Annotated in this window: 18 protein-coding genes; 10 read left to right on the forward strand and 8 right to left on the reverse strand. The window is 57.9% G+C overall.

What is annotated here, in order from left to right; all coding sequences use genetic code 11:
- Window positions 1-15: 15 nt before the first annotated feature.
- Window positions 16-336 carry a MocE family 2Fe-2S type ferredoxin gene (locus tag PSH65_RS18695; RefSeq protein WP_123719133.1) on the reverse strand — a complete coding sequence of 107 codons (321 nt, stop codon included), beginning with the start codon at window positions 334-336 and terminating at the stop codon, window positions 16-18.
- Window positions 337-372: 36 nt separating this feature from the next.
- Window positions 373-1,485, reverse strand: a complete 1,113-nt coding sequence (locus PSH65_RS18700) for a fatty acid desaturase family protein (protein ID WP_305421698.1) — start codon at window positions 1,483-1,485, stop codon at window positions 373-375.
- Between the two features lie 182 nt (window positions 1,486-1,667).
- Here PSH65_RS18700 and PSH65_RS18705 point away from each other — a divergent pair, with 182 nt between their 5' ends.
- Complete coding sequence (locus PSH65_RS18705) at window positions 1,668-2,717, forward strand: LacI family DNA-binding transcriptional regulator (RefSeq protein ID WP_305421699.1); 1,050 nt, start codon at window positions 1,668-1,670, stop codon at window positions 2,715-2,717.
- A 15-nt stretch (window positions 2,718-2,732) separates the two neighbouring features.
- Here PSH65_RS18705 and PSH65_RS18710 read toward each other — a convergent pair whose 3' ends face one another.
- The gene (locus PSH65_RS18710) at window positions 2,733-4,739 is read right to left on the reverse strand and encodes a sigma-54-dependent Fis family transcriptional regulator (protein ID WP_305427014.1); all 2,007 of its coding nucleotides are present in this window, start codon (window positions 4,737-4,739) and stop codon (window positions 2,733-2,735) included.
- A gap of 200 nt (window positions 4,740-4,939) precedes the next feature.
- Here PSH65_RS18710 and PSH65_RS18715 point away from each other — a divergent pair, with 200 nt between their 5' ends.
- The 3 genes from PSH65_RS18715 to PSH65_RS18725 all read left to right on the forward strand — a co-directional run bounded on the left by PSH65_RS18715 (window position 4,940) and on the right by PSH65_RS18725 (window position 7,773).
- Window positions 4,940-5,962, forward strand: coding sequence for a Gfo/Idh/MocA family oxidoreductase (locus PSH65_RS18715; protein WP_305421700.1), 1,023 nt, complete (start codon window positions 4,940-4,942; stop codon window positions 5,960-5,962).
- On the forward strand, window positions 5,959-6,747 hold the full coding sequence (locus PSH65_RS18720; RefSeq protein WP_305421701.1) for a TIM barrel protein: 789 nt from the start codon (window positions 5,959-5,961) through the stop codon (window positions 6,745-6,747). The genes PSH65_RS18715 and PSH65_RS18720 overlap by 4 nt, the downstream gene beginning before the upstream one ends.
- 99 nt (window positions 6,748-6,846) lie before the next feature.
- Window positions 6,847-7,773 (forward strand): sugar ABC transporter substrate-binding protein, encoded by a 927-nt coding sequence (locus PSH65_RS18725; RefSeq protein WP_305421703.1) that lies wholly within the window; start codon window positions 6,847-6,849, stop codon window positions 7,771-7,773.
- A gap of 33 nt (window positions 7,774-7,806) precedes the next feature.
- Here PSH65_RS18725 and PSH65_RS18730 read toward each other — a convergent pair whose 3' ends face one another.
- Window positions 7,807-8,502, reverse strand: coding sequence for a tetratricopeptide repeat protein (locus tag PSH65_RS18730; protein ID WP_305427015.1), 696 nt, complete (start codon window positions 8,500-8,502; stop codon window positions 7,807-7,809).
- Between the two features lie 557 nt (window positions 8,503-9,059).
- Window positions 9,060-10,091 (reverse strand): IS110 family transposase, encoded by a 1,032-nt coding sequence (locus PSH65_RS18735; RefSeq protein WP_221106335.1) that lies wholly within the window; start codon window positions 10,089-10,091, stop codon window positions 9,060-9,062.
- A gap of 440 nt (window positions 10,092-10,531) precedes the next feature.
- Here PSH65_RS18735 and PSH65_RS18740 point away from each other — a divergent pair, with 440 nt between their 5' ends.
- The 3 genes from PSH65_RS18740 (at window position 10,532) to PSH65_RS18750 (ending at window position 12,118) form a co-directional block, all read left to right on the forward strand.
- On the forward strand, window positions 10,532-11,011 hold the full coding sequence (locus PSH65_RS18740) for a hypothetical protein (RefSeq protein ID WP_305421705.1): 480 nt from the start codon (window positions 10,532-10,534) through the stop codon (window positions 11,009-11,011).
- Between the two features lie 12 nt (window positions 11,012-11,023).
- Window positions 11,024-11,257 (forward strand): hypothetical protein, encoded by a 234-nt coding sequence (locus tag PSH65_RS18745; protein WP_080370383.1) that lies wholly within the window; start codon window positions 11,024-11,026, stop codon window positions 11,255-11,257.
- Window positions 11,258-11,680: 423 nt separating this feature from the next.
- Window positions 11,681-12,118 carry a GNAT family N-acetyltransferase gene (locus PSH65_RS18750; protein WP_305421707.1) on the forward strand — a complete coding sequence of 146 codons (438 nt, stop codon included), beginning with the start codon at window positions 11,681-11,683 and terminating at the stop codon, window positions 12,116-12,118.
- Between the two features lie 170 nt (window positions 12,119-12,288).
- Here PSH65_RS18750 and PSH65_RS18755 read toward each other — a convergent pair whose 3' ends face one another.
- Window positions 12,289-12,681, reverse strand: a complete 393-nt coding sequence (locus PSH65_RS18755; protein ID WP_305421708.1) for a GFA family protein — start codon at window positions 12,679-12,681, stop codon at window positions 12,289-12,291.
- 79 nt (window positions 12,682-12,760) lie between these two features.
- Entirely contained in the window at window positions 12,761-13,513 is a 753-nt protein-coding gene (locus tag PSH65_RS18760) for a hypothetical protein (protein ID WP_305421709.1), read from the reverse strand.
- A gap of 340 nt (window positions 13,514-13,853) precedes the next feature.
- On the opposite strand from PSH65_RS18760, the gene PSH65_RS18765 reads away from it, so the two are divergent.
- The gene (locus tag PSH65_RS18765; protein WP_305421710.1) at window positions 13,854-14,414 is read left to right on the forward strand and encodes a lipid-binding SYLF domain-containing protein; all 561 of its coding nucleotides are present in this window, start codon (window positions 13,854-13,856) and stop codon (window positions 14,412-14,414) included.
- Window positions 14,415-14,486: 72 nt separating this feature from the next.
- Here PSH65_RS18765 and PSH65_RS18770 read toward each other — a convergent pair whose 3' ends face one another.
- Window positions 14,487-14,795, reverse strand: coding sequence for a hypothetical protein (locus PSH65_RS18770; protein WP_305427082.1), 309 nt, complete (start codon window positions 14,793-14,795; stop codon window positions 14,487-14,489).
- Here PSH65_RS18770 and PSH65_RS18775 point away from each other — a divergent pair.
- Both PSH65_RS18775 and PSH65_RS18780 read left to right on the forward strand, forming a co-directional pair.
- On the forward strand, window positions 14,685-15,167 hold the full coding sequence (locus tag PSH65_RS18775) for an isochorismatase family protein (RefSeq protein ID WP_305427016.1): 483 nt from the start codon (window positions 14,685-14,687) through the stop codon (window positions 15,165-15,167). The two genes, PSH65_RS18770 and PSH65_RS18775, sit on opposite strands and share 111 nt — an antisense overlap.
- Before the next feature lie 232 nt (window positions 15,168-15,399).
- Entirely contained in the window at window positions 15,400-16,464 is a 1,065-nt protein-coding gene (locus PSH65_RS18780; RefSeq protein WP_305421712.1) for an alpha/beta fold hydrolase, read from the forward strand.
- Window positions 16,465-16,470 lie beyond the last annotated feature (6 nt).

Consider the following 16,470-nt stretch of genomic DNA (forward strand, 5'->3'; position numbering starts at 1 on the left):
ACAGGCTCCGTGCAGTTAGACCGTGATGGCGAGCAGCACACGCCCCGCTTCGACCCGGACTTCATAGGTCTTGAGGTTGACGCACACCGGTGCGCCAAGGGCTTTGCCGGAGCGGTAGTCGAAACGCCCGTTGTGCTTGGGGCACTCGACGACATGTTCCATCACCAGGCCATCGGCCAAATGGATGGACTCATGGGTGCACAGGCCCGCAGTGGCGAAAAACTCGCTGTCGGCGGAACGGTAGACGGCATAGGTGTGCTGGCCATGGTCGAAACGAATGACATCTTCGTCGTCAATATCGTCCACGGCACATACATCGATCCATTGATCGGTCATGGCGTTTTCTCTTGTAGTGGTGCAGACAGGAAGGTGTCAGGCCGGCGTTACTTCAGGTTCTGCCTGGACGTTGGCGGCCGTCGCTGCGCGTTGTGGCAAAGGGCGACGGACGAAATAGGTCGGGTCTTTGCGCTGCTTCCAGATGGTCGGGATGATTTCCTTGAAAGCCTCGAACAGGCCGCTGTAAGGCGGCGGGGAGTCGCGGCGAATCTCTTCGTGAAGCTGCGCCAGCGCGTGAAACGGCACCATCGGATACATGTGGTGCTCAAGGTGATAGTTCATGTTGAGGTACATGAAGCGCAGCACCGGGTTCATGTAAATCGTGCGGCAGTTGCTGCGGTGATCGAGTACGTCCTCGGCCAGGCCCACATGCTGCGACAGGCCGAACAGGTAGGACAGCCAACCGCCATAGAGGGTGGGCAGACCTATAAACATCAGCGGCAACCAGCTCTGCAGATAAAGCGCAGTGCCCACGGTGAGCACATAAATCGCTAGCCAGACGCGTGCGTCCCTCACCACCTTGGGCCACTCGGATTCGGGGATGAACGTCTGTTCTTCTTCACCCATCCGCCCTACCGCATGCTTGCAGACTGACCACATCGTCTTCAACGCGTAAGGCATCCTGAACAGGCTCAGCACCATATTGATCAGGCTTGGCGGACGTGGTTCGACGATCTCCGGATCGCGGCCGACGATAACGGTGTCGGTGTGGTGCCGTGCGTGGCTCCAGCGCCAGACTTGGGGTTCGAACATGAACATGAAGCTCGACAGCTGGTAGACCGCATCATTCATCCAGCGGGTCTTGAACGCCGTACCGTGACCCGCTTCGTGCCAACGGGCATTGGACGCCGTGCCGTAGAGCATCCCGTAGACGAAGAAGAACGGAACGCAGGCCCATGAGCCCCAGAACCAGTAACCGCCGAACCCGGTCACGACCATCGCCGACAGCCAGATCGCGGTATCAAGCAAGGCCGGGCCATCGCGGCGCTGCATCAATTCCTTCATGCGTTTACGAGAAATGGGGGATTGATACCAGCTTGCCGATACCAGGCCTTTTTGCGCCGCTCGGGCGGCTTCAGGGCCGGTCAATCGATAATCCCGAGGCATGGGTTTACCGGGGTTTTCAAAGGCTGCGTTTTGTTCAGGCATTTTATTGTTCTCCGCAAGCTTGATTGTTTTAGGCACTTGCTTCGATGCGGGATCACATCGCTGGGGAAAATATAGAGAGCGCAGAAATCACCCTCAAGCCCTTGAATACATTCCCTATCAAGCTATCATCCAGGCCCATTGAAGCTTGATAGTTTTCTATCAAAGCGCTTGCGGGGGCCGCCATGAACAACAACAAACGCCCAACCATCGCCACCGTTGCCGAGCACGCTGGCTTGAGTGTCGCCACCGTAGACCGGGTGCTCAACGCCAGGGCGCCGGTCAACCCGGCCACCGCCGAGCAGGTATTCCAGGCCGCCGAAGCGGTCGGTTATTTCGCCGCCCGGCTGATCGGCCAGCGGATCCGCGAACGTCGTCCCACCTATCGTTTCGGCATCCTCTTGCTCGGCACCGCCCAGGCGTTTTATGGCAACGTGGCCACCGCCATCACCGAGGCGGCGCAGCGTCAGGCTGATGCCAATCTGAGCATTCAATTCGAGTACGTCTTCGATCGCACGCCCAGCGCGATCATTGCCCAGATCGAACAACTGGCGGTGCAGTGCGATGGTCTGGCGGTGGTCAGCTTCGCGCATCCGCAGATCAATGCCGCCATCGCGCAGATCAGAGAGGCCGGCGTGCCGGTGATCGCGCTGCTGTCCGACATTCATGAGGCGGCGGATGAGCCTTACGTCGGCCAGGATAATCACGAGGTCGGACGAACCATGGGCTGGCTGATGGCTCACACGTGTGGCGCCCGCAAAGGCAGCGTCGGGGTGTTGCTCGGTGGTCACCGTTTTCTTGGCCATCAGGCGCGGGTCGAGGGGTTGCGCAGCTATCTGGCGGAGCGCGCCCCAGGGTTGCGGCTGCTGGAAGCGGTGATCAATCTGGACAATTGCGACATCACCGAAGAGGCGACGCTGGACCTGCTGGCGCGGCACGATGACTTGCGCGGTTTGTGCGTGGTCGGCGGTGGCGGCGACGGGGTCATCAATGCCCTGTCGCAGTTGCCGAAGCAGCCGTCACTGTGCTGCATTCTGCAGGAGTCGACCGAGCTGTCGCGACAAGCGCTGGATCAGGGACTGATCAGCCTGCTGATCGACTCCCAGCCCCGATTACTGGCAACCGCGCTGGTCGATTTGCTGGTCGAACTGCAGACCACGCCGGACTTCGATCCGATACGGCATCGAATCCATGTTCCATTGCAGATCATCACCTCAGAGAACGCCCGACACTGACGGTGTGAGCCCCCATCAGAGGTTGGATTCCGAACGGAAAGCATCGGCACTCAACCCGAACCGATTCATCTTGTTGTACAACCCGCCGCGAGAAACATTCAGCTGCCTCGCGGCCAGGCGGATGTTGCCGCGGGTATCCCTGAGGGCCGCGATGATCGCATTCATTTCATGGGTGCCAAGGTCAAGGGCGGCCCGGGGTGCGGGCACACTTCCTGGCGCCGGCTGATGTAGCTTCTGCTTGATTTCAAGCGGTAGATCAGCTGGCTGAATCAGTTCGGTCACCGCCAGATTGGTCGCGCGTTCAATGGTGTTTTCCAGCTCGCGAACGTTACCCGGCCAGCTGTAGGCCGAAAGAATATCCAACGCCTCTGGCGAGATGCCCTGCACCGATTTGCGTAGCGACCGGGTGCAACGATTGAGAAAATGTCGCGCCAGCAATGGAACATCTTCCCGACGCATCCGCAGCGGTGGAACCGTCAGGTTCAGCACATTGAGCCGGTAGTAAAGATCCTCACGAAAAGCGCCATCGGCAACGGCCTGGCTCAGGTTACGGTGGGTGGCGGCGATGATGCGTACATCCACTTGCTGCGATTTTTTCGCGCCCACGCGCGTCACCTCACCTTCTTGCAAAACGCGCAGCAGGCTGACCTGGGCATCGAAAGACATGTCACCGATTTCGTCGAGGAAGATCGTTCCGCCATCGGCCAATTCGAATTTCCCGGCAGAGCCTCCACGGGCCGATCCGGTGAAGGCGCCCTCGACATGACCGAACAGTTCGCTCTGCACCAGATCTCGCGGAATGGCCCCGCAATTGACGGCCACAAACGGACCACTGCAACGGTCGCTGGCGTTATGGATTGCCTGGGCAAACAGCTCCTTGCCAGTGCCGCTTTCACCCAGAATCAGTGTGGTCGAGTCACTGCGACTGGCAATCCGTCCCAGGTGCAACGCGTCCTGTATGGCTCGCGAACTGCCTTGAATGGTCTCGAAGGTGTAACTGGCTTGAGTGCCGATGATCCGCCGGGTAATTTCCCGAATACGCCGGTTCTCGCGCAACGAAACAATGCGCCCACCCTGCTCCAGTGGACACACCGACACCAGACACGCCAAGTGGCTGCGATCATGCAGTTCAAACGTGCAATCCAAATCCCGTAGCCCTTCCCCGCCGCGCAGCAGAATCTGGTTGGTCAGTTCGCTTTGCCCCAGACGCTGGAACGGGCTGCCTAGCAGATCCTGGCCCACGCGGAACAATTGACGGGCATAGCGATTGAGCGCCTTGATGCAGCCCCGCTCATCCAGCACCACGAGGCCCTCGTTGAGCACTTCGAGGACGGTTTGCTGTTCTTCCAGCAGAGCTTGCAGCGCCATCTGCCGCGAGACCGCTTCGGCCGCTGCCTGGACGGTGCCCAAGGTATGGAAATGAAACCAGCCAGGCTCTGCGGTCAGGGTCAGCATGGCCAGCGTCCGGCCCTGGGCATCCCTGATCGGCGCAGCGGCACAATGCATGCGCCGGCGACGCAGACCGATCCCGAAGTTTTCCTCAGCCAGCACATACACCAAGCGATCTTCGGTAATCGCCAGCCCGGTGCAGTTGGTGCCCTGCACCGACTCCAGCAGCCGACTGCCCACCGGCGTGAGGTCCAGGCCGCAAAAATACAGGGTCGTGCCTGCGGCATCGGTCAGATTGATATGGCCCCTGGGGTTGTACGCCAGCAATCCCTTCATGACCTCCGCCGCCGCGGCGATCAAGGCACGATTGGCCGCCAGCGTTGCGGCCAGAACGGCTGGGGCGACAAACCGGTATTCGCCATCCTCAGGATCGAGGCCGGCACTGACACTGCGCAGCCAGGAGTCCCAAATAACCTGCCTGACCCCGGCAGGTCGATCGATGCGCCCTTTCAGGCAAGCCAGCCAAGCCTGGTCCAGCTCGGCGATCGGTCCTTCGTTCAACGATGCAGGCCCGAGCGCGGTGATGTAATCGAGGTCTTGCGCGCTGAAGGCTGTTAGCTGTGGGTTCACCATCATCGATTCGCTTCTATGTTCACGTTTTAGACATGTCAGTGTAGACATGTCATGCAAATGAACACATTTTTCAATCAATATTAATTAACTCCTTAAATATCAATGATTTATACATTGGCACAGCCCTTGCTCTCTTGATTGACGTCAGCGAGGACATTCCTGCTGCGAGTCATTGAACAACAATAAAAGGGAGTCATTTCATGAGTACGTCCAAGATCATCCGCCTGGGTCTCATCGGTGCTGGCCGCATGGGCAGCTTTCACGGCCTGACTGCCGCCCGGCACATTCCCGGCGCCTGCCTGGCCGCCATCGCCGACCCAACACCCGGTCAAGCCGTACGCCTGGCGGCAGAATTGGGTGTGCAACGGGTCTATACCGACCCACAGCAACTGCTCGATGACCCGGAAATCGACGCTGTCTTGATCGCCGCCCCCGCCCGCAGCCATGCCGAACTGGTGATCAGTGCGGCCCGGGCCGGCAAAGGCGTGTTTTGTGAAAAACCCATGGCCATCACCCTCGACGAAGCCGACCGCGCCATCGCCGCAGCCGCCAATGCGCGAGTGCCACTACAGGTCGGCTTCAACCGCCGTTTCGCCAAAAGCTTCCGGGCCGCGCACCTGGACGTGGCCGCAGGCCGCATCGGTACGCCGCAACTGCTGCGCTCGTTGACCCGCGACCCGGCGCTGAACAATCCGGCTGCCTCGCCGCAGTGGGTGATTTTCCTCGAAACCCTGATCCATGACTTCGATACCCTTCGCTACCTCAATCCCGGTGCAGAAGCGGTTGAGGTTTTTGTCATGGCCGATGCCCTGATCGCACCGGATTACAAGGCCAAGGGCTTCCTGGACACAGCAGTGGTCACGATCCGTTTCGACAACGGCGCCATCGCGACGGCCGAGGCCAATTTCCAGGCCGTGTATGGCTACGATGTTCGAGGGGAAGTGTTCGGCAGCGCTGGCATGCTGACCATGGGCAGCCTCAATGACTCTGACCTGGTGCGCTATCTGGCCAATGGCATCCAGGCCGACACCCAGCGCATGGACACCGACCTGCTGCGTGATGCCTATGTGGCCGAACTCAACCACTTTGTCGACTGCCTGCGCACCGGTGAAAAACCGCTCGCCAGCGGCGAAGACGCCCGTGCTGCACTGGCCATTGCCCGCGCGTGTATCGAGTCCTTCCAGCAGGGCAAACCCGTGCGCGTGCAAGGAGCCCATTCATGAGTTTCACACCGTTCAAACTGGCGATCAGTGCCGAAATGGTCTTCCTCGACTTGCCATTCGCAGAGCGCGTAAAACGCATTCACGCGCTGGGGTTCAGCGCCGAAATCTGGGACTGGACGAAGAAAGATATTCCGGCCCTTGTCGCCACGGGCGCTGACTTCACTTCCATGACCGGCTACATCTCGGGCAACCTGACCGACCCCGAAGACATCCAGTACCTGCTCGACAGCGCACGAGAATCGCTGGCCGTCGCCGCACAACTGAATTGCCCGAGTCTCAACTTGCACGGCACTGGCCTGGGCGACAAAGGTTTGCCGGTCAAACCCGTGGCCCACACCACCGGACGCATGTGGTTGAGCGCCTGCAAGACCCTGGAAAAAATCGCTCGCCTGGGCGAAGACGCAGGCCGGGTATTCTTGCTGGAAAACCTCAATACCGAGGTGGACCACCCTGGCACTCCCTTCGCTCGCGCCGACGATACCCTCTCGCTGATCGAGGCCGTGGGCAGCCCTCATCTGAAGATGAACCTGGACCTTTACCATGCCCAGATCGGCGAAGGAAACCTGATCGAACTGATCCAGCGCGCAGGCAGCGCCATCGGGGAAATCCAGGTCGCCGATGTCCCCGGCCGCATGGAACCCGGCACCGGTGAAATCCATTATCCAGCGATTGCCAAAGCTTTGTTCCGCATGGGATACACCGGTGTCGTCGGGCTCGAGGGCTGGGCCAGCGGCGACAGCGAAGCGGCACTAGAACGCTTTCGGCAAGCCTTCACGCTGGATTGAGGACGCTGGCGCTCTCGACGGGTTTGATTCAGAGAGCGCCAGAAACACCACGTTTGATCTTGATGAATTTCAACTCATAACAAAAAAGGAAAAACCATCATGCGTCGCTGCACACTTCTTTTTGCCACGCTGTTATTCCTGTTCAGCCAATGGGCCGCCGCCAGCTATCGCATCGGCGTCAGCATTGCCAGGGTTGACGACAACTTCATGACCTATGTGCGCAGCGGCCTGGAAGATGCCGCCAGGAAGGAGAACGTCCAGATTCAGTTCGAGGATGCCCAGGGCGATGTGGTTCGCCAGCTCAATCAGATTCAGGGCTTTCTCGGCCAGAAGGTGGACGCCGTCATCGTCCTGCCCGTGGACACCGCCGCCACCGCCAACATGACTCGCGCCGCCGTCGAAGCGAAAATACCGCTGGTCTACGTCAACCGCCATCCGGACGAACGCGTCCTGCCCAAAGGCGTGGTCACGGTGGCGTCCAACGACGTTGAGGCCGGGCAACTGCAAATGCGCTACCTGGCTGACAAGATGGCGGGCAAAGGCAACATCGCGATCATCATGGGCGACCTGGCGCAGAACTCCACGCACGACCGCACCGAAGGCGTCAAACAGGTGCTCAAGGACTATCCCGGGATCAAGGTCGTCGAACAACAAAGTGCCGAGTGGCAACGCAACAAAGGGATGGACCTGACCAGCAACTGGCTCCTGGCCGGCACCGGCTTCGATGCCATCGTGGCCAACAACGACGAGATGGCCATCGGCGCCGCCATGGCGCTGCAGCAAGCTGGCAAAGCCACGGGCGAGATTGCAATTGTCGGCATCGACGGCCTGCCTGACGGCCTCGCGGCCATCAAGCGCGGGATGCTCGTAGCCTCCGTCTTTCAAGACCCCAAGGCACAAGCGACCAGCGCGCTGCAAGCGGCCATCAAGATGATCAAAGGAGAACCGGTCGAGACGGATGTCTGGGTGCCCTTTCAGCTGATCACACCGGAGCAGGTAGCCGTGTTTGAGCAGCATTATAAATAGCGTCAAACGGCGGCAAGAAGGGGCGCTCAGAACTCAACCGCGCACCAGGTAGGCTCCTGACGGAACCCGATGTCGCAGCTTTTTGCAGCGGCCGGGTGCGGGCTGATGCCCGGCCGGGCGATCGGGAAACCAGATTCGGCATTTACCCGGAGGCGGCCAATGGCCGCGGGGAATCTCAACCTCATCGTACGCGGGCTCTGGCTTGACGGAAGCCACTGGCATTTCTCCTTCGGGCCGTGACCTGTCCGGAGTGGATTGTTCAGCGGCGACCATTTCTGCTTCGCGGCGCCTTTGGGTCTCCTCTTCGAGCCCCTTCTGTACTGCGGCCCGATCCTCTTTGGCATTGGGTGAGCTACTCGAAGCCCTGGCCTGCTGCGGCGCCTGGATCAATTGGAAGTTGCGGTTGCGTAACGCGACGTTGCGACCAACCCGCATGTTTGAGCGCGCCGCCAACGTTTCAGCCTGCTGGTACTCCCCCTGCTGAAGACGCAACACGCCGAGATAATGCAGCGTCGCGGGATTGTTCGGCTGGATATGCAGGGCACGCTCCAGCGTGGCAGCGGCTTGGTCCAACTGGCCATTTTCATACTGCCGCGAGGCGGTTTCGATCAGGGTGGTTGATGCGCTATTACTTTGCGAGGGCGCGCTTCGCTCGGCAGCAACCGAGCAAAGCGACGCGACGGCGCAGAACGCCAGGATAAGAACCGGCAGAAAACACTTGGTTGGCATCAGTGGGGGACTCGGCTGATCTCGGACGGTGCTGTCGTAAAACAGGCCACCAGCGCTGCTCGGCATCGCCGATACAGGGTCCCTGTTGACCTGACCAGTACCCTGAAGTTCCCGCTGCAACAGCCACTGCGGATGGCGTGGAATCATAGGCCGCTGGGGTGTACGGAGAAACAAAGCCAACGGGAGTGAGGCGATGTCTACTTCTGAGGCGTCGGACTTCGTGGACAGTGAAGGAATCTCTCTTCATACCGGTCGAAACAGATCGCTTTAGATCGATAGCGGCAATTGCCTGATGTCCGTATATGGACTCCTCCTCGTTGCAAGCCTCCTTCGCTTTGGCGCCCGTGCCGACTGCACACGTATATTCGGCCTCTTACAACGGCATCGTTTTGATGCAGGGCCATGATGGGCTATTCGCGCGTCGGCTCCCAATCGCTTCTACGTGCTTTACGCACCTGGACATTAGAGGGTTTTGCCGACGCCGGTTCGACCGGTTTGCCATTGCTCGGGTTGCTTCGCAATCGTGGTGTGGGGGTGATTCTCCTGGAGTGAATAATTCAGGCCGCTGCCCGATCCGGTTGGTAATCAGTGCCGTTGCGCAGCATCGCCCAGGCCATGCGTGCAGTTTTGTTGGCCAGTGCGATAGCGGCCACGTTGGGATGTGAACGTTCGGCTAAACGGACAGCCCACTGGCTGAGTCGATCGTCTTTGGATTTTGCTGTGCGCAGTGCCGACCGCGCACCGTGGATCATCAGCGTTCGCAGATAAGCATCCCCGCGTTTGCTAATGCCAAGCAGTCGATCCTTGCCGCCAGAGCTGTGTTGCTTTGGCGTCAACCCTAGCGAGGCGGCCAGTTGTCGGCCGTTGGCAAACTGACTGGCATCACCGATGGCAGCAACCAGCGCGGTGGCAATCATCGGGCCGACTCCACGCAGCTGCTGTAAACGGACGGCCATTGGCTCACATGCCGCGATCGCAGATATCTCGCCATTGAGTTCGCCCACGCGCTCATCAAGTGCGCGCAGGTCATCCCACAAACCCTTCAGCAGACGACGAAAACGTATCGTCAAACCGTTATCCGCGTCTTCTAGCCAGCACGGTATTGCGCGACGCAGCATCAGTAACTCCTTCGGCGCAATGAGGCCGTACTCGGCGATCAGCCCACGAACCTGATTGGCTTTGGCGGTCCGCTGTTCAATTAAGCCGGCCCGGATGCGATGCGTCGCCTGGATATCCTGTTGTTCGATGGTCTTGACGGCGACGAAGCGCATGCTGGGGCGGCTCATCGCCTCACAGATTGCCTCGGCATCGTTGGCGTCGTTTTTGTTGCTCTTGACGTACGGTTTGACGAACTGAGGCGCGATCAGCCTCACCTGAAATCCGCGTGCCTGTAGCTGCCGCGCCCAATGGTGCGCACCGCTACAACTTTCCATGCCGATCTCACAGCCGGGCTCGATCTTGTCCAGCACCGTTTGCAGCCAGCGATCACGAGGTAAACGCTGCCGCCAGACTGGTTGCTCATGACGATCCACGCCGTGAATCTGAAACACGTTCTTGGCCAGGTCGACCCCAATTCGCATAAGCTTCATGTGTGGACTCCTTCTCACTGTTGACTGTGGTTCGCACTTTCAGTCTGGCACTCAAGATGCCGAAGTGAGGAGGAGTCCATCCCATTGCTTCGGGTCCGATTTCGGTCAGTCGCGACAGGCAGAAGTCGGCCAAAAGCGGTCGCTCCAGAGTGTCTACTTAATCAGGGGCGATTCAGTGGCAATGACCGGCAGAGAACGGCCAGTAGCGGTCATTCATTCTTGAACACCAAAAAATCGATAGGACTGAATACGAGCGAACTACCGAGGGCCGGCGCGGGCCATGATGATCCAACGCTCGACTCACTGGAAAAAATGCTCGCCAAGGGTGCCTGCTTAACTGACCGGCATTCACCGCTCCGCGCTCCAGCCAGATGAAATGATTTGAATCCAATACGCTCGTTGTAGAGAATCGCCACCTTCACCTCAAAAGGAAACGAGCGATGAAGTTCGAAGGGACTTTCCAATACATGGGCAATCAAGGGATCGTCTTCAACATCTCGCAGATCACCCTCACCGACAGCGAACGTGGGCGCCTGCGCGAGCTGCATTTTGGCGAGGCAAAAAACGCCCACTATGAGGTCAACAGCAAGGTCGTCGAGGTGTACGACAAGATGCTGGCCAAAAACCTGCCGTGCTTGATGATGATCGGCATCTCCAAGCCGTTGACCCGGCAACAGGGCGATGCCCTCAACGCCCAGCGCACCACGATCGCCAACCTTGCAGCCACGGCCTTCACTGCCGCCGCCAAGGCCGTGGCCCCCTCTTACGTGGCGATATCTGTAGGGGCCGGTGTGCGCACGTATGCCAATGAAATCCTACCCACCTACCATGCTGGCGACGTACTGGTCAGCATCGAGGCGCAGGTCAACGGCGGTATCGGCCCGCAACGCACCCTCTCGACATTGATCATCAAGACCTGACTGGAGACGTACATGTCCGTAATTACTCAATTGGTCATTGCCTTGGTGTTGTCCTTTCTGCTCGATCAATTCCTCAAACCGTATCTGCTACGCAAGTGGTTAGGAGTGGTGTTGGTGGCGGCGGGTGCGGTTGGCTGCGTTGTGGCAGGTCAGATCCGCTTGTTGGGGTTTGATCTGGGGTTGCTGTCGGTTTTTGCCGTGGCGATGGGGATGGGATTGTTCATGAAGCGGCGGCGGTTTGAGTAGGTTGGCTGAGCGAGAAAGGCAGACGGATTTAATATCAGAAAATAAAGCCGTCCCCTTAAGTAGGCTCTACGGATTTCTGGGGAACCCCGGTGTCAGGATAGTTGTGAGTTCGGTTATCAGAACGTGGTTTAAACTGTGAGAGTAAATGTCGTGATATGCAGCTTTGGGTCGTTTTTGGCCTCTCGCGATGGGCAGAAAACGACCAAACCCGACCGCTCACGAGCGACCGTTTTTGGCCAAAAGCAGACCATGGACACGCAGTTAATACGTCAGTAATGTGCAAAGTAATATGTCGCTTTCCCCCTTCTTGATGTCGCGTTTACAACGTCGATTTTTTTGATTGCTCAAGGGATTACGCATGAACATGGAATATTATGCCAAAAGCCGTTCGGCACCTAAAAGTTGAATTTAAGGAGCAATAAAGTGGAAATCAAGATTGATGTATTGGATTCTCCAACAGAAAAGGACAAAGGAGTTCTGAATAATAGGTTTTCAGAATATCTTCGAATTCAATATCCAAATCTACCACCAGAATCGGAAGATAAAATATTTATGGTTATTGCACACGATGAAGCAGGCGACTACATCGGTGCAATAAGCTGTAATTGTTACTGGGATGGCTTAGAAATTGACACCTTTTGGGTTAAGGAATCTCATCGCGGTAAAAAAGTAGGATCTATGCTTTTGGAAAAAGCAGAAGCGATTGGTGCCAACAATGGGGCAGTAGTTGCATTCTTAAAAACCGTTGATGCTAAAAAGTTCTATGAGCGGCATGGGTATGAGATTTATGGTGTTCTTGAGGATCGCCCAATCGGGACTAACCTGTATCATTTAAAGAAACGGCTAGTAAAACATGCATAACAACTGGTTCAAATCGTTCACTTCGCTCAATGGGACGGGCTAAAGCCCCCCTTAACCAAATGCTGGTCAGAGTCCGCTTCGGGTCGCTTTCAGTCCTTCGCGACAGGCAGAGAGCGGCTATTACCCGACATCGTAGTCGTGGCCGAGCGCCTTCGCACCGTGCATGCGACCTACTCCTCAAAGCGACCGGTGGCATCACGATCGCGCTCGTATCGTCGCGTGAGCGGAAACAGTGGCAACCAGGATTCGCGACGGATGATCCAGCTTTCGTAGGTTGGCTTCAGTTGGTCAGGGGCATCCAGGGATCCCAGGTTCACTTCGATTTCGTCGGCGGTGCGCGCGAAAACGGACGAGCCGCAGCGGGGACAGAAAAACCGCCCGGCGTTGTCGCGTGTTTCGCCATCGATCGTCACCGCATCCTGAGGGAACACCGCCGAGGCGTGAAAAAGCGCCCCATGATGTTTGCGGCAGTCGAGACAGTGACAAAGGCCGACCCGGTATGGGAGTCCCGACGCCTCAATTCGGACGTTGCCGCACAGGCAACCGCCGGTGAATCGGTCCATGCTGCGTCTCCTCTAAAACCAAGCGGCACGACGGCGCCATTGCGTGACGCAGCGACGCTTGAGCGTTTCGTTGAAGCGACTACTTAATGTTGTTCTGGGCGCACAACTCCCGCAATTCCGGGGTAAAAGGCAGTAACTCGATGTTGTCGCCCGAGATGAAGTTGGGAGCCGTGCTGCCAGAGCTCGAGCTGGAGGACGCGCCGTCCGATGAGGCGGATCCCCCGCCGTGATAGGCCTTGTAATAGTAGATGGTGAACTGCGCAAACGGGTAACGCTTGGCCAGATGGGTCAACTTGGCCGAGCAGGATCGCGGCTGCAAGAAAGAGCTCGCGCGCGGGTCGTCGACCGTACACGGCGAGTCGGAGTTGTAGATGATCACCGTCGGAATCTGTCCTGACGCAACGGCAAACTGGGTATAAAGAGCACCAAAGTTAAGCAGCATTCGCTCCTCCGCATGCCCTGTGAAAGTCCAGGTGTTGACCTTCCACTGCTGGGCCAGCACGTCGGCCACGCTTGCCCGCAACGCTTTTGTCTTCGATACCGTTTGGCGGTTGATCTCGTTTTGCTCGTACTCAGGGTGGCCCTTGTCCACGCCACCTCGTTTTAGTTGCGGCAGCGCTTTATTAGGTAACACTTTCGGCAGGGAGGCGTCGCTGGCAGGTAAATCCTCATTCAATATACCCGCCACAATCTGACCGGCATTGGCTGCACTCCAGAACAGGTAAAACGTATTGCTGCCCTGAAAAGTGAGGATAGTCCATAACCGTTTCTTTTCCTTGTCCCTGGCTACCGCTGCGAGGGCTGTATCCAGCGTATCAAAACATTCAGGCATCGTTGCCCTCTCCAGCAGGTTGTCCTGGATGAACAGCCTAGTACAGGCCAGCAGCGCCGGTGCCCTTGTCTTCCCCGTTACCTGCGATATTTCACAGAACTAACAGTATCGACTTTCGGCCATCGCAGTTTCTGACAACGAACCCGGCTGATACGCAGAGGTCAAAGCAGGTGATGACGTCGCCAATGTTCAAAGGCCTCTGGCCTGCTTCATTCAAGGGCGAAGCCAGTCGTTCACACACTTTAGGGTGCGCGGGATAATTTCAGCAGGCTCGGATTTCTGCCGAGGGGCAGGTGCTGGCTGCTGCTCACATCCAATGCTCCCGTATCGGAGTACTAAAATGACTCAGTCAATGCGGTTCTTCCTATCGATCATCCTTGCGACAGCTTCACTGGCATCGGCGAGCTTCCTGAACACTGCTGGTGCGGCAACCGCCGAGGATCTGGATGTCGACTCTCGGCAAGCGTTGCAAACGCTCTACAAGTCCACGCCATTTGCTGAAAGCATTTCGCACAACGCCAAAGCGATTCTTGTCTTCCCGAAAATCATCAAGGCAGGCCTTGTGTTTGGCGGCAGCTATGGTGAAGGCGTGTTGTTGAAGGACAAGAAAGTAGAGAACTATTACAACTCCGTAACCGGGTCCTGGGGGCTGCAAGCAGGCGCCCAGTCATATGGCTATGCGGTTTTCCTGATGACCGACAAAGCCGTGGACTATGTACGTAAAACCAAGGGTTGGGAAATAGGCGTAGGACCCACCGTTGTAATGGTTGATGAAGGGGTGGCGAAGAATCTGTCCAGCACGACAGTGAAGGACGATGCCTACGCGTTCATTTTCGACCAGCAGGGGTTAATGGCCGGGATCAGCATCGAAGGCACCAAGATTTCCCTGATCAAGCGCTAAAGCCGGTCGTTTGGCGCACGGATGCGCCCCCTTGCCAACCAGATACCGTGCAGATACTGTCAGCTCTATGAATCAGCCATGCATTGCCTCGACCTCCACTACCACGACCGCCCGAGGCGGGTCGTGAGAGGTGTCGTGAGCCAATAACGCACGAACTTCAAAAGGCCCGCCAGCGATGGATAGGGCCTTTTCTTTTGCCCTTGTGTCGCTGGTCCAAACGCAAGGAAAAGCACTATGTATGCACTGTTGATTCTCGATATGCAGGTTGGATTGTTTCATGGCCCGGATAAGCCATGGGCTGGCGAAGCGCTGATAAACACTTTGAATAGCCTGTTGAGCAAAGCCCGGAGCGCAGGCGCGCCAGTTTTTCTGGCTCGCCACGTAGGTCCGCCAGGCTCGCCTATCGAACCTGGAAGCCCGTTGACGCAACTGGTGCAGGAACTGCTGCTACAAGGCGACGAAGTGATCTTCGAAAAAAGCCGACCCAACGCTTTCGCCATGACTGACCTGGTCGATCGGCTAAAAGCTTGTGGATCTCAAGGCGTGGTTATTGCCGGAATGAAGACCCAGTATTGTGTCGACAGCACCTGCCGCGCCGCACGAGATCTTGGGTTCGATGCAGTGCTGATCGCCGATGGTCATACCTGCACCGACACCCTTGCGTTGAAGGCCGAAAATATCATCGCTCATCACAATGCAACCCTGGCGGGCCCATTCTGTCGCGTCGTTCACGCTGAGCACTGGCACTTCTAACCGGCATTGATAGATCGGCTCAAGACTGGGTCGATCTGTCCGTCTGTCGGCGTCGTTGATTCTGCTGCTCCGCTGCGTATCACAGTGTGTCTCGCTAGTATGTTGATACATGAGTTTTCACCTGTCCCGCCATTCGACACAGGCCAGATACGTCGCCGCGCTCAAATGCAAGCCAGGTTTGAAGGGGATCACTCAGAACCCCTGGCCAACGGCTTGCAAAGGAGACATCACCATGAAGATGGCACTGCAGAACACAACCGGCAAAACTCGCCGCCGTCTGGTCGGCTCATCGATCCTCGCGCTCACCCTGTTCAGCGCTGTCGGTGCGGCCCACGCACAAACGAGCGCAGCTGTGCAGCCAGACGCAATCAGCGCCAGCGCCACTCATGCGGCACCCTCCCCGTTCGGCCCGCTGAAGCATGTCAGCGCCGGACTGTTGAACGTGGCGTACGCCGAAACAGGCCCGGCCGATGGGCCGGTAGTCATTCTTCTGCACGGTTGGCCGTACGACATTCACAGCTATGATGAAGTCGCGCCATTGCTTGCAGCAAAGGGCTATCGAGTGTTGATGCCGTATGCGCGTGGCTACGGTGATACGCATTTTCTGTCCGATAAAACGCTTCGCAATGGTCAACCGACCGCGCTGGCAAGTGACGTCATCGATTTTATGGATGCGCTGAAGATCAAACAGGCCGTGCTCGGTGGCTATGACTGGGGCGCGCGATCGGCCGACATCGTCTCGGCGTTGTGGCCAGAACGGGTCAAGGCGCTGGTCTCGGTCAGCGGCTATCTGATCGGTAACCAGGCGGCCGGCAAGAACCCGCTGCCACCCAAGGCCGAGTTGCAGTGGTGGTATCAGTTTTACTTCGCCACCGACCGCGGTCGCTCCGGGTACGAGAAAAACACCCATGACTTCGCCAAGCTGATATGGCAACTGGCTTCGCCGAAATGGGCGTTCGACGACGCCACTTTCGACCGCAGCGCCAAGGCGCTGGAGAACTCCGACCATGTCGACATCACGGTATTCAACTACCGCTGGCGCCTGGGTCTGGTTCAAGGCGAAAGCCAATACGAAGCTTTAGAGCAGAAACTGGCTACGGCGCCTTCCATTAGCGTACCGACCATCACCCTTGAAGGCGATGCCAACGGCGCGCCGCACCCTGCCCCCGAGGATTACGCCAAGCGCTTCACCGGCAAATACGAGTTCCGGCTGATCAGCGGCGGCATCGGCCACAACCTGCCGCAGGAAGATCCGCAGGCATTCGCCAAGGCTGTGATTGATGCGGACCACCTTTGAATCCGG

It is taken from the genome of Pseudomonas sp. FP603 (assembly GCF_030687415.1).
GTDB classification, from domain to species: Bacteria; Pseudomonadota; Gammaproteobacteria; order Pseudomonadales; family Pseudomonadaceae; genus Aquipseudomonas; species Aquipseudomonas wuhanensis.

Excerpts from the sequence above, each read along its gene's own strand:
- PSH65_RS18700 (WP_305421698.1), bottom strand. The coding sequence starts at position 1,485 with ATGCCTGAACAAAACGCAGCCTTTGAAAACCCCGGTAAACCCATGCCT.
- PSH65_RS18755 (WP_305421708.1), bottom strand. The coding sequence starts at position 12,681 with ATGGACCGATTCACCGGCGGTTGCCTGTGCGGCAACGTCCGAATTGAG.
- PSH65_RS18715 (WP_305421700.1), top strand. The coding sequence starts at position 4,940 with ATGAGTACGTCCAAGATCATCCGCCTGGGTCTCATCGGTGCTGGCCGC.
- PSH65_RS18720 (WP_305421701.1), top strand. The coding sequence starts at position 5,959 with ATGAGTTTCACACCGTTCAAACTGGCGATCAGTGCCGAAATGGTCTTC.
- PSH65_RS18745 (WP_080370383.1), top strand. The coding sequence starts at position 11,024 with ATGTCCGTAATTACTCAATTGGTCATTGCCTTGGTGTTGTCCTTTCTG.
- PSH65_RS18765 (WP_305421710.1), top strand. The coding sequence starts at position 13,854 with ATGACTCAGTCAATGCGGTTCTTCCTATCGATCATCCTTGCGACAGCT.
- PSH65_RS18740 (WP_305421705.1), top strand. The coding sequence starts at position 10,532 with ATGAAGTTCGAAGGGACTTTCCAATACATGGGCAATCAAGGGATCGTC.
- PSH65_RS18735 (WP_221106335.1), bottom strand. The coding sequence starts at position 10,091 with ATGAAGCTTATGCGAATTGGGGTCGACCTGGCCAAGAACGTGTTTCAG.
- PSH65_RS18705 (WP_305421699.1), top strand. The coding sequence starts at position 1,668 with ATGAACAACAACAAACGCCCAACCATCGCCACCGTTGCCGAGCACGCT.
- PSH65_RS18725 (WP_305421703.1), top strand. The coding sequence starts at position 6,847 with ATGCGTCGCTGCACACTTCTTTTTGCCACGCTGTTATTCCTGTTCAGC.
- PSH65_RS18695 (WP_123719133.1), bottom strand. The coding sequence starts at position 336 with ATGACCGATCAATGGATCGATGTATGTGCCGTGGACGATATTGACGAC.
- PSH65_RS18710 (WP_305427014.1), bottom strand. The coding sequence starts at position 4,739 with ATGGTGAACCCACAGCTAACAGCCTTCAGCGCGCAAGACCTCGATTAC.
- PSH65_RS18730 (WP_305427015.1), bottom strand. The coding sequence starts at position 8,502 with ATGCCAACCAAGTGTTTTCTGCCGGTTCTTATCCTGGCGTTCTGCGCC.
- PSH65_RS18780 (WP_305421712.1), top strand. The coding sequence starts at position 15,400 with ATGAAGATGGCACTGCAGAACACAACCGGCAAAACTCGCCGCCGTCTG.
- PSH65_RS18760 (WP_305421709.1), bottom strand. The coding sequence starts at position 13,513 with ATGCCTGAATGTTTTGATACGCTGGATACAGCCCTCGCAGCGGTAGCC.